We start from the raw sequence: 10,466 nt of genomic DNA on the forward strand, positions 1-10,466 counted from the left end.
TCTGCCGGCATGGATGAAGCGGTTCGGCTGCGGGCCCGGCTCAAGGCGCTGGATGATGAACGGGCGGCAGTGGTCGTGGCGCTGGATGCCCTCGCAGCGCAACAGTCGACCGAGCACCGAAAAGCCGATGCTGTCTCGCTGTTTTCCGACGCGCCGGTGACCGCGACATCGCCGACAGGCGAGAAGGTCGCGTTGTTCCGCAGGCTGTTCGCCGGTCGTGAAGATGTCTTCCCACTGCGCTGGGACAATCGCAAGACCGGCCGCGGCGGCTATGCGCCCGCCTGCGGCAACGAGTGGAAACGCGGACTCTGCGACAAGCCACAGGTCAAATGCGGCGAGTGTACGCACCAGGCGTTCCTGCCCGTGACGGACGAGGTGATCGACAAACATCTGCGTGGGCGGGCGTTATCGCGATCGGATGCCGGCGACTTTGTGGCGGGCGTTTACCCGCTGCTTGCGGACGAGAGCTGCCGGTTCCTCGCGGCCGACTTTGACAAGGCGAGCTGGGCCGAGGACGCGCTCGCCATGATGGAAACCTGCCGCCTGCGAGGGGTGCCCGCCGCGCTCGAGCGATCCCGATCCGGCAATGGCGGCCATGTCTGGATCTTCTTCGCCGACGCCGTGCCGGCACGAACCGCCCGCGCGCTGGGCGCATCGCTATTGACCGACACGATGGAGCGGCGTCCGGAGATCGGGTTCGGCTCCTATGATCGCTTCTTCCCGAGCCAGGACACCATGCCGCTCGGCGGGTTCGGCAATCTGATCGCGCTGCCGCTGCAGGGGCACGCCCGCAGGCGGGGAAACAGCCTGTTCGTGGATGAGCAGTTGCGCCCCTATCCCGATCAATGGGCGTTCCTGTCTTCGCTGTCGCAACTGGATGCGCACGACGCCGCGCGCATGGTGGCCGACGCGGAAATGCGCGGGCGGGTGCTGGGTGTGCGGATGCCGGTGGAGGACGAGCATGCCGCCGAGCCCTGGCGGATGACACCGTCGCGGCGGCCGTCTTTGTTGCCTGTGGCCGAGCCGCTGCTTGAGACACTCGATATCGTGCTGGGCGATCAAGTTTATATGGACCGGACCGGGTTGCCCGCGTCGCTGACCGCACAGATAGTCCGGCTCGCAGCGTTCCAGAATCCCGAGTTCTATCGGGCCCAGGCGATGCGCCTGCCGACGTTCGGCAAGCCGAGGATCATCTCCTGCGCGGAGCTTCACCAGAAACATATCGGGCTGCCGCGAGGATGCCTCGACGAACTGGTCGCGCTTATAGCTGCTCATGGAAGCACTGTCAGGATCGACGACCAGCGAATGGCAGGGACTCCGCTCCCGGACGGTCTGTCGTTCCAGGGTGATCTCGAAGAACCCCAGCAAAAGGCGGTCGACGCGCTCGATCCGCATGACGATGGGGTGCTGGCCGCGACAACGGCGTTCGGCAAGACGGTGGTAGCCGCACACCTCATCGCAAAGCGGCAGGTCAATGCACTCGTGCTCGTCCATCGCAAAGAACTGCTCAGCCAATGGGTCGAACGGCTGCGAACGTTCCTCGATATCGATCCGAAGCTGATCGGGACGATCGGCGGTGGCAAGCGGAAGCCTACAGGCGTGATCGACGTGGCGCTGATACAGAGCCTCGTAAGGCGCGGCGAGGTCTCGGATCTGGTTGGCGACTATGGTCACCTCATCGTCGACGAATGCCATCACCTGTCCGCGGCGAGCTTCGAACTTGTAGCCCGGCGCGCCAAGGCCAGGTTCGTGCTCGGCCTGTCCGCAACGGTTGCGCGCAAGGATGGACATCAGCCGATCATCTTCATGCAGTGCGGCCCGATCCGCTATCGGGTGGATGCGCGAACCCAGGCTGCCCGCCGCGGGATCGCCCATCGCACACGGCAACGGCGCACGGCATTCCGGCTGCCGCAGCCGCTCGCGATCATGGACAGACCGCCGATGCCGGCGGTTTATGCCGCGCTGGCGCAGGACGAGGCCCGAAACGATCTTATCTTCGATGACGTGCTGCGTGCCCTGGAGGCGAAGCGCTCGCCAGTAATCCTGACAGAACGCAAGGACCATCTCGAATATCTGCAGGGCCGGTTATCCCGGTTCGTGCGGAATCTCGTGGTGTTGCGGGGTGGAATGAGTGCGGCGGAACGCAAGGTAGCGGACGCCGCACTGCGTGTGCCTGACAGCGAGGAGCGGCTCATCCTCGCAACGGGCCGCTACATCGGCGAAGGGTTCGATGACGACCGTCTCGACACGCTGTTCCTGACCATGCCGATCTCCTGGAAAGGGACGCTCGCGCAGTATGTCGGGCGCCTGCATCGGCGGCACGCGGGGAAAACTGACGTGCTCGTCTATGACTATGTCGACGACGCGGTTCCAATGCTCTCGCGCATGGCCGCCAAGCGTCAGGCCGGATATCGCGCGCTCGGCTACACCATCGAGTAATCCGGGGCAGAATCACTTATCGATTCTCGGAGGCCACCGGCGAATCGAGAACCGATTCTGCGAATGAGATTAATGGTTCTCGACGGTCGCCGGACGCCGCCTGCAACCGTCAACGTCATATGAGCTTATCGATTCTCCACAGACAGCGCGGTGGAATCGACACCGATGCCATAGGCGAGGACGACAGGTGCCGGTGCCCCAACCATGAGCATGTCGGGCTGCCTCGGCAAATCGGCGGGTCGGTGGGGAGACAGGACAGACATTGGGAGGCCTCGGGCTTGAAAGGCGGCAAATCGCCGCCTCTTCAGCCCCCCTCCTCTTTTCAGCGCGCGGACGACCCCGCACTTTGAATGGCCTCGGCGACGCCCTGGATGTCAGCCGTCGCCATTTCAAGCCGGCGCGCGGCCTCTGCGGCGCTGTCGCACCCTTCGCCAGAGGCGAGCTCGATCAAGAGAAAGGTGAAGAGCGTATCCCCGGCCTCGCGGGCCTCTTCGAGGCTCTGCACATGGGCAAAGTCGCCGCTGCCATAGATGTCGGCGCATGCCCGCTGGAACGCGTTCAGCATGGTCGGGCCTCGTCATCAAGCGTTGCCAGATGCGCCCAGCATGCGTCGATCGCATCATCGAGCGTGGCGCAGTCGGCGAGCGGCCTGGAGGCAGCGCCGGTCGCGGTGATGACGCGCGCATTGGGCGTCCAGACGGGGTCGGCCTTTCCCTCGGGCCACTCATGAAAGCCATGGGGATAGGCGGTGAGCGAATAGGGCGCCCAGAGCCGGGGATGCAGACGCGTGTAGCGAGCAATATAGATGGCCATAGCTAGTCCTTTCGCGCAGACGGTTCGGCGGCGGGCTCGCCGAGCAAAATGACCGCGATCGAGGGTTTGTCGTCGTCGGCAATCTTGCGGCTGTCGAAGACCTGGCGGCCGCCAAGGCCGATGGTCAGCACGTCGAAGACTGGCGACCGGCCGCCATTGGCATTCGGGATGGTCGCGCCATGATCATGATACTGGATGTCGACGAAGCTCGGCGGCCCGCCGTGCCGGTACTCGCCGAAGAAAAAGGTGATGCGCCGGCCATCTGTGGTCTTGGCGCTAATCGTGAAGTTGCCGTCCGGGATGTCGATTGGGAGGGTCGGCACGTCGTTGAACCGAGCAAAGCCGATGCTTGTCGCATCGGCCGCGGTCATGATGGGCAATGTGGTGATGTCGGCCATGTCAGATCTCCTGCATTGGAAACAGCGGAAGCACCGGGTCGGCGAGCGGCAGCGCCTTCGGGTATTGAAGTCGCGGAAGTGCGCGGCCTCGGCGCCGCGCTTCACGGGTAAGCTCGAAGCAATAGGCATAGAGCCCCGCCTGCTGGTAACGGAGGAGGCGTCGTTCCCGCTCGAGGCGCCATAGCCAAGCGGCAGGACCTTCGGATGTCATCGGCCTGGGGAGGCCAAGCGCCACAAGCTGGTCGATCGCGCCGGCATGGCCTTGTTCACCAAGGCGGATCTTTGAGAGGGTTCGTCCCGAGATCGTCTTCCCGGCGACACGCAGCACAGTCCTGGGTTTGGTCACGGCCCGGTGTGCGGCCGAGAGCGCGCAATAGACGCGGCCGATATGGCCGGCGCCAGGGTCACTGTAGGACACCACCGCCTCGATGTTAGGCCGCTCCCGACGCAGGTGTCGGAAGGCGCGGGCAACGAAGAAGCTCTCGCCGTTCTGCGGGACGGCGTCGGTCAGGATCAGGCGGGCTAGAACACAGCCGCGATCAGGATCCTCGAACCCGGTATGCTTGGTGATGACGGCATCTGTTGTCGGTACGGCGAAGACAGCCACGCCTTCGAGCGCGGCGTTGCGGCCGAACAACCCGACAGCAACCCGCGCGGCGGGATAGCTTGGAAGATAGTGGTGAAGGGCGATGAAGGCGCGGGCGGTGCCATGATCGATAACGTCGACGGTGTAGGCTTTGGGGTCGATGACGGTGAGGTCGCGCGCCCATAGCGCGCGCCGCTCCCGCCAGCGCTGGCTGCGGGTGGTTTCCATGATTGGGGTTCCTGTCAGAGCAGCCCTGGCTAGTGCCTAAGCTGATCGATGATGGCTTGAGCGAATGCGTCGGCCCCGCGCTGTTCCGTGCAGGGGAAAAGATCGTGGCTGCCGAAGAGGCAGAGCGAGCGGTCCATCTCCATCGCGCAGAGCCAACGGGGCTGGCCCGCGATGTCGACGATCGCGAGCGGCAGGCAGCGCGAGCCGCCATAGGGCCGTGGCTCGACCAGATCGCCAGGGAAACCGGCAAGCGTCCAGAAGCGCCAGCCAAGCGGGGCAACGGGATCAATGGACGCCGAGATTTCGAAGCGGCCGATTTTCGCCGTGAATCTGATCATGCGGCGCGCTTTCGGGCGCCGATCGCCATCAATTCTGAGAATCGGTCCAAAATGGTGGTAACCGACGGATAGCGATCTTCGAGACGGTGGCGCGCAAGGATCGGGCGCCGTGCCGCTGCGATGTCCTCGGCCTCGGGGCATGTCGGAAGGCGTGGCGGCCAGCCGGCAACATAGCGCAGGCCCGCCGGCATTGCGGCCTCGATGCGCCGACGCTCCGCCTGGTCGGCCTTGGCGCGGACTATGTCTGAGTGAAGGGCGGGACCGAGCAGGTGCGGTGCGACGTCGGCCAGCCATCGTGTCGGTTGGAACGGGAAGGTCGAGCGTGCCTCGATGCCAACCAGCTCGCGGTAGACTTCGCCATTCGGCGGCGCGGCGGTCGAAGCCCGGAGGTCCTGGAGCGAGGCAAATATGCAATATCGGCATGACAGGCGGGTCGAGCCCCACTCGGTATACGCCTCGTGCAGCGGGATGCCGAGGAGCTGGTGCGCTCGGAATACGTCGCCGGCCGTCCAGTCGGCGAGCGGATGCCAGAGCGACATGATCGTCCCCTGGCGGTTTCCGGCCTTTGCATGACGGTGATCTGCCTTGGCGACGGGTATCGCGGAGCGGTTGTGACTCTCGTCGCGGCGCAGACCGAGCACCGAGATGATGCGTTCACCGGGAAGCATCCGCGCCACCGCCGGGCCGATGACGGCCGCCTTCATCTCCGACTGGCAGAACCGAAGTGAAGCCGAAGACCAGGGGCCTATGAGGTTATAGGTTTCCAGCGCTTCATAGCGCCGCTTGGCGTTTTCGAAGCGCTGGATCCAGCGGTCGACGAGGTCGCCGGCCGCCCGTCGAACAACGGTGAGCGGTATGCCCGCGAGCGCGGCGATGTGCGCCACCGTTGCCGGTGTGGACGCCCATTCGGCCCGCCCTAGATCCGCGTGGATGGCCATGCGTCGGGCGCGCGGATGCCTGAGAAGGTCAAGGTAGAGATTGACCGCGAACATGGCCGCACTGGAATCCTTGCCGCCTGAAACATTGAAGACGATCCGGGCGCCAGCGCGGATCGCACCGATGATCTCCGAGTCGATTGCCAGATTGGGCATCGCAGAAAGGATCGGCGGCACAGCCGGACAGGCCGGTACGGATTGGTAAACGGCCATCGTAATACTCCTGCGGTGGGGATCAGGCGAAGAGCCGCGCCGGCTGGCCAGTGGGGGCGGCCAGGCGCAATTCGCGCCGAAGACGTGCGGCGAAGCGGTCGGGCGCCAGCAGCTCGTTGATGGATGCCCACCGATTGCGGTCACCGCAGTGATCGTCGCGACCGCGTACCTGGCGGAAGGCAACTTCGGTATCGGGCCCCATGCAATCGAGCGAAAGCCGGACCCAGACTTCCTCGCCGTGCAGCGTGATCTCGCCAGAGACGGCAGGTCCGGCTTTGTTCGAGCGAATGTCGAAGCTGCGCTTGTCTAGTTCCAAGGCCTCGGCGAGGCGGCGCATAGCAGCCCGGCCTTCTGCATGAAAGACGCGCTTGGCTGCCTCGTCATAGCTGACGCCGCGATAAGCGAGCGTGCGCAAAACGGGATGCCGGCGGATCTCTGCGATCTGGTCGATGCAGGTCCGGCGGAGGATCGTGTCGTCTGCAGCGCGAGCGCAGACGGTGCCTAGGTGGCGTGCGAGAAGGATAACGGCCGGGTCCGTTTCACTGTCCTTGCCGGCGTTGCGGCAGTCGGTGATGGCCGCATCAATCGCGTGGAGCGCGGCGGCGATGGTGGTCAGTGCGCTGGGATCAAGCGCCTGTTGGTGACGCATTGCGACATCATAGTGCATGGGGTGGGCCTCCGGTCTCGAGCGCAAATCCGCTCGCCCGGCCCCTCCCCCTCCCCTTTTCAATCGATCGCTGGCCATCGGCCAGGAGCGTCCGGCAGAGCGCGCGTCACCCTTCTTGGTGATCCGATGCCTTTGCCAGCAGGACCCGCACGGCCCGTGCAAGGCCGGCCCCGCCGGTCTCGTTTACGATCTCGATGTCCGGTTTTTTGGCCCGTATTGCAGCGATGAGCGTTGCCGCGGGCCGGCCTTTCAACGGATAGGTATAGACCTCCCCGTCCTCGATCGTGATGACGTTGGTGCGCCTGCGCCGCCGAAGCAGCCCGAGATGCTCGGCTTCGTCCATCAGGCGCGCGATCTCGTTTTCGAGATCCGGCTCAAACGACATGCCGTGGAACGAGCGCGTCGGTCGGTTGACGCTGAGCCAGCTATTGACTTCGGCCTCGGTGATCGCCCCGACCTGGCGATAGTTGTCGGCGCCTCCGTGGCCGCGATTACTCGCGTGGAAGGCGAGCGTGCCGTCGATCCAGATTTCCGCCGTATAGCAGGGTGTCTCTTCCGAGAGGGCCTTGATGATCCTGAGCTTGCGCAGTTCGATCAACATGGTGTGATCTCCTCATGGGATGCTGTTGACCGGTTCGCACGAAGCCGCGGGCGTGAACCCGGGCCGATCGAGCGTGCGATGTGGCCGGCATAGACGCCGCAGGCGGCCCAATAGGCTGCGACCGGTGGCTTGCGGCTTCGCCAGCTGCTCTCTGCGCGCACGCGGGCGTCGCGCTGGATGTCGAGCAATATGTACTGGAGCGCCTGACGCGCCTCGGGACTGAGCGCACGCAAACGCGCCACGGCTGGTAGAGCCAGGACCGGATTGCGCACCTCGGCCTTGGTCGACCGCGGACCCACCGGGTTGCGCCCATCAGCGGACGGAAATGGTGATGTTGGTAGAAAGTGTTGGCCATCGCGGGCAGCTCCCCGGCGCAAGAGAGCGGCTTCGACCACTCCCTGATCAGGCCCCAAAGCCCCCCTTTCCTCTCTCAAAAGACGAGACAGTCCCGGTCGATGTCAGCCGCCCATTGTTCGATCCACAGCACGGTCAGCTCGTCATGGCAGAGTTCTCCGCCTTCGATCAGGTCCCGGATTTCAGCGCGCGCTTGAGCGATCGCCGCCTCCCACGGGTCGACAGGTAGCGGGCTGAGGTGGGCTGGCCGGATCTGAGGAAGCTGGCGAGGCTTCTCTTTCAACCGAGCGCGCTGCGCATCGACCCATTGCTCGAGATGATTGGCGACGAGATTATCGGACTTGCTGGTGCCACTACGCAACGCCGCGCGCCGCGCGCCGACGCCGTAAGCCTGGCTGTCGATCGATGCGACGCGGTGGCGATAGGGAAGAAGAAACGGGAGCGCAGTCCCTTTGACCCCAAACGCATGCAGCCGGATCCCTGCTGGCAAGACGCGATCGAGGTGGTCGATCACCGCGATAAGACCTTCGGGACCATGGATATCGCGTCGGCACATGCTGCCGACTCCCAGCAGCGCGCCCGGGCGAAACAACCCGCTCAGCGCGTCGGCACAGCGCTCATAGCCGGTCGGACTGCGGCCTTGAATGACCGGCATCATGCTTTCGGCGATGCCGTGGTCGCCGGCCAGTCGCCAGCAGTCGCGATTGGCGCGGATGGTGCGCGACAAGCGATCCGTCACTTCCTCGCGATCGGCGGCAATTTCGTGCTCAACGCAATAGTCAGCGCTTGCCCACCATTGGAAGGGGTGGGCTGCCGCGAGAGCGACATAGTCGGCCAGCGTCCATGGGAAGCCGCCGTAGCGCGAGGCAGCGACAAAGCCGGCAGAATCGAGACAGAGACCTACTAGACCGACTGCGTTGCCGAGCTGTTCGGTTCGCCAGCCGCTCCATTCACGCCAACCTCTTTTGGCAGCCCAGCGGGAGAGGCCGTTGGCCGAAATGAGAGCGGTGGTCCGCAGCGCCCGGGCGCGCTGGAGGATGGGCCCCTCGCGGAGATGCGGAAGCCCAACGATGATGTCGATCGGCATGATGGCTCTCCGGAGGTGAGTAGTCATGCGCTTGACCGGCGCACGTGTTCACGTTACGTTCCAGATCGCTGGAGACTTGCGATGAAGAAGACCGTTTTTCACGATCGATTTGATCTCGACATCACGCTGCGAGACGCCGCCTTGGATGCCGACAACCGGCCGACACGTCGCATGATCGCGAACGCGGCCATCGGCATGGACGTCGAGGACGCCTATTACTCGGTTCGTGAACTTCGTGAGGCGATTGCCTGGACGCACGAGGGCGATCTAGCGGCCAAGCGAAAGCTCGCCGAGATACTCGCCAATGACGGCGCGGACGATTTCCAGCGCTGTATCTATTTCTGTCTTGCCGGTCGGGGTGTGGTCGACATGCTCGACGACCTCGAATGGCTAGAAGATCTGCTGGAGCGTCGCGGACGCGTGGCGGGCGAAATTCGACGGATGAAGGGTCGGTGCATGCCGCTTGCCAAGCCTTATGTGGCGGACGCTCCCGATGGACCGCTGGTCAAGCTCGACGCCGAGTTTGAACAGGGGCCTTCCTGGTGGGCCGATCCCTCGCTGACGGCCTAAGGTCAGACGGACGGGTCAATCTGATCGGCGTTCGCACTGAAGACGCTCTCCACGCCGCCAGTTGGAAGGTTCTATCCAGTGTCCGGCTAAAGCGCCTGCCCTTGCATCTTTGGCTTGGGAAAAGGCGGCGGCGTAGCGGGCGGCACGGCGGGGATCAGTGCGAAGATATTGGGCCTCGGGGACGGCGAGCCCGGCACGAATCAGGCGTTCTCCAAGGTCGCTGCCTTCGACGGTCACCGTGGCCACAGGGCGGCCGTATGTGCTGGATGAGGTGAGTCTGATTTCGGCCGTCTTCGAACGAAGCAAGTTCGCGACGAAGTCCTGCGCCGCCTTTCCGCACTGCCAGCAGTCACCGCGGCGTTCGCACTGCTGGCGACGTTCGAAGGCGTCGACGCCGAGAAGACGGAAGTCGACGGCGACGGTGTCGCCGTCTAGCGCGCGCGCTTTGGCGTTGAAGCTCTGGTCAGCGGCCACGCGGGCCGACGCCCCGCAGCAGGCAAAAACGAGCGCAGCGAAAACCATCGCTCGCATCATGACACGATCTCAACCTCGACATGTGCATCGCGCGATGGCGAAGTTGAGACGTGAAATGGTTGCAACGGGTTTCCGGTACGAACGATGCTGACGCGGCCAGGCTGCGCATCAAAGAGACGGGATGCAACGCGGTGCGCATTTTCACGGCTGCACAGGAGGTAGCGTTTGGGCGACAGCCAAGGTGCTGGGGCAAACATGTCGAATCCTTTTCACAGACATCATGGCCCGGACGCGCGGCCTCAGGCAAATATCGTCTTATGGACTTTGGTCACCGGAACGACCGTCCATTCTCGTTCCATGAAGCGGCTGATCGCATAGCCGGTGCGGGTCTCGGGGTCCCGAAAGCTCAGCCGCCGCCCGCGTCTCACCACGATGAATTCATCGCCTACATGGCCGTCCGTGAAGGTTAGGGCTGCGGCGAGCTTGATGCGGTCGCCGTCTTCGATCTTGCGGGCACGCCGCTCGAGATTGGTGCGACAGCGCCGGCGCCAGTCGAGCGCGTACTCCTTGTCGGTCGGGGTCAGGAGATCGAGGATATGGGCAGGACAATTGTCCTCACACGGTCCCATCGATTCATCCAGTCGGGTAGGATTGGTGCTGCTCAGAGAGTCAGCCCTGATCCCCCCGCCGAACCGCACGTGCAGCTTTCACTGCATGCGGCTCTCCGCTGCGATAATACCATCCATATTCCGGCTATCGGGCA

13 protein-coding genes and 1 pseudogene are annotated in these 10,466 nt (G+C 64.3%); 2 read left to right on the forward strand and 12 right to left on the reverse strand.

Going from position 1 to position 10,466, the window contains the following annotated elements:
* The first annotated feature begins 9 nt into the window (after positions 1–9).
* The gene (locus LQ220_RS15160) at positions 10–2,439 is read left to right on the forward strand and encodes a DEAD/DEAH box helicase (RefSeq protein WP_119750647.1); all 2,430 of its coding nucleotides are present in this window, start codon (positions 10–12) and stop codon (positions 2,437–2,439) included.
* Between the two features lie 322 nt (positions 2,440–2,761).
* On the opposite strand, the gene LQ220_RS15165 is transcribed toward LQ220_RS15160, so the two are convergent.
* The 10 genes from LQ220_RS15165 to LQ220_RS15210 all read right to left on the reverse strand — a co-directional run bounded on the left by LQ220_RS15165 (position 2,762) and on the right by LQ220_RS15210 (position 8,659).
* Positions 2,762–3,004: a hypothetical protein gene (locus LQ220_RS15165; protein WP_230189021.1), complete on the reverse strand. Its 243-nt coding sequence runs from the start codon at positions 3,002–3,004 to the stop codon at positions 2,762–2,764.
* Positions 2,998–3,252: a hypothetical protein gene (locus tag LQ220_RS15170; RefSeq protein ID WP_230189022.1), complete on the reverse strand. Its 255-nt coding sequence runs from the start codon at positions 3,250–3,252 to the stop codon at positions 2,998–3,000. The genes LQ220_RS15165 and LQ220_RS15170 overlap by 7 nt, the downstream gene beginning before the upstream one ends.
* Before the next feature lie 2 nt (positions 3,253–3,254).
* Complete coding sequence (locus LQ220_RS15175; RefSeq protein WP_230189023.1) at positions 3,255–3,650, reverse strand: hypothetical protein; 396 nt, start codon at positions 3,648–3,650, stop codon at positions 3,255–3,257.
* 1 nt (position 3,651) lies between these two features.
* The gene (locus tag LQ220_RS15180; RefSeq protein ID WP_230189024.1) at positions 3,652–4,464 is read right to left on the reverse strand and encodes a hypothetical protein; all 813 of its coding nucleotides are present in this window, start codon (positions 4,462–4,464) and stop codon (positions 3,652–3,654) included.
* A gap of 29 nt (positions 4,465–4,493) precedes the next feature.
* A complete protein-coding gene (locus tag LQ220_RS15185; RefSeq protein WP_230189025.1) occupies positions 4,494–4,802 on the reverse strand; it encodes a transposase in 309 nt (102 codons plus the stop codon).
* A complete protein-coding gene (locus LQ220_RS15190) occupies positions 4,799–5,950 on the reverse strand; it encodes a phosphoadenosine phosphosulfate reductase family protein (RefSeq protein WP_230189026.1) in 1,152 nt (383 codons plus the stop codon). Before LQ220_RS15190 ends, LQ220_RS15185 begins: the two co-directional genes overlap by 4 nt.
* Before the next feature lie 22 nt (positions 5,951–5,972).
* On the reverse strand, positions 5,973–6,617 hold the full coding sequence (locus LQ220_RS15195) for a hypothetical protein (protein ID WP_230189027.1): 645 nt from the start codon (positions 6,615–6,617) through the stop codon (positions 5,973–5,975).
* Positions 6,618–6,723: 106 nt separating this feature from the next.
* Positions 6,724–7,218 (reverse strand): hypothetical protein, encoded by a 495-nt coding sequence (locus tag LQ220_RS15200; RefSeq protein WP_230189028.1) that lies wholly within the window; start codon positions 7,216–7,218, stop codon positions 6,724–6,726.
* Positions 7,212–7,517, reverse strand: a complete 306-nt coding sequence (locus LQ220_RS15205) for a hypothetical protein (protein ID WP_230189029.1) — start codon at positions 7,515–7,517, stop codon at positions 7,212–7,214. The genes LQ220_RS15200 and LQ220_RS15205 overlap by 7 nt, the downstream gene beginning before the upstream one ends.
* 131 nt (positions 7,518–7,648) lie before the next feature.
* On the reverse strand, positions 7,649–8,659 hold the full coding sequence (locus tag LQ220_RS15210; RefSeq protein WP_230189030.1) for a hypothetical protein: 1,011 nt from the start codon (positions 8,657–8,659) through the stop codon (positions 7,649–7,651).
* 81 nt (positions 8,660–8,740) lie between these two features.
* On the opposite strand from LQ220_RS15210, the gene LQ220_RS15215 reads away from it, so the two are divergent.
* On the forward strand, positions 8,741–9,229 hold the full coding sequence (locus LQ220_RS15215; protein WP_010405804.1) for a hypothetical protein: 489 nt from the start codon (positions 8,741–8,743) through the stop codon (positions 9,227–9,229).
* A gap of 15 nt (positions 9,230–9,244) precedes the next feature.
* On the opposite strand, the gene LQ220_RS15220 is transcribed toward LQ220_RS15215, so the two are convergent.
* Complete coding sequence (locus LQ220_RS15220; protein ID WP_230189031.1) at positions 9,245–9,751, reverse strand: thermonuclease family protein; 507 nt, start codon at positions 9,749–9,751, stop codon at positions 9,245–9,247.
* Positions 9,752–10,002: 251 nt separating this feature from the next.
* Positions 10,003–10,344 (reverse strand): annotated as a pseudogene (locus LQ220_RS15225) (hypothetical protein); the annotation flags it as partial.
* Between the last annotated feature and the right edge of the window lie 122 nt (positions 10,345–10,466).

It is taken from the genome of Sphingobium sp. CECT 9361 (genome assembly GCF_918741285.1).
Taxonomy (GTDB): Bacteria; Pseudomonadota; Alphaproteobacteria; order Sphingomonadales; family Sphingomonadaceae; genus Sphingobium.

Excerpts from the sequence above, each read along its gene's own strand:
- LQ220_RS15220 (WP_230189031.1), bottom strand. The coding sequence starts at position 9,751 with ATGGTTTTCGCTGCGCTCGTTTTTGCCTGCTGCGGGGCGTCGGCCCGC.
- LQ220_RS15190 (WP_230189026.1), bottom strand. The coding sequence starts at position 5,950 with ATGGCCGTTTACCAATCCGTACCGGCCTGTCCGGCTGTGCCGCCGATC.
- LQ220_RS15215 (WP_010405804.1), top strand. The coding sequence starts at position 8,741 with ATGAAGAAGACCGTTTTTCACGATCGATTTGATCTCGACATCACGCTG.
- LQ220_RS15200 (WP_230189028.1), bottom strand. The coding sequence starts at position 7,218 with ATGTTGATCGAACTGCGCAAGCTCAGGATCATCAAGGCCCTCTCGGAA.
- LQ220_RS15180 (WP_230189024.1), bottom strand. The coding sequence starts at position 4,464 with ATGGAAACCACCCGCAGCCAGCGCTGGCGGGAGCGGCGCGCGCTATGG.
- LQ220_RS15160 (WP_119750647.1), top strand. The coding sequence starts at position 10 with ATGGATGAAGCGGTTCGGCTGCGGGCCCGGCTCAAGGCGCTGGATGAT.
- LQ220_RS15165 (WP_230189021.1), bottom strand. The coding sequence starts at position 3,004 with ATGCTGAACGCGTTCCAGCGGGCATGCGCCGACATCTATGGCAGCGGC.
- LQ220_RS15195 (WP_230189027.1), bottom strand. The coding sequence starts at position 6,617 with ATGCACTATGATGTCGCAATGCGTCACCAACAGGCGCTTGATCCCAGC.
- LQ220_RS15185 (WP_230189025.1), bottom strand. The coding sequence starts at position 4,802 with ATGATCAGATTCACGGCGAAAATCGGCCGCTTCGAAATCTCGGCGTCC.
- LQ220_RS15175 (WP_230189023.1), bottom strand. The coding sequence starts at position 3,650 with ATGGCCGACATCACCACATTGCCCATCATGACCGCGGCCGATGCGACA.
- LQ220_RS15210 (WP_230189030.1), bottom strand. The coding sequence starts at position 8,659 with ATGCCGATCGACATCATCGTTGGGCTTCCGCATCTCCGCGAGGGGCCC.
- LQ220_RS15170 (WP_230189022.1), bottom strand. The coding sequence starts at position 3,252 with ATGGCCATCTATATTGCTCGCTACACGCGTCTGCATCCCCGGCTCTGG.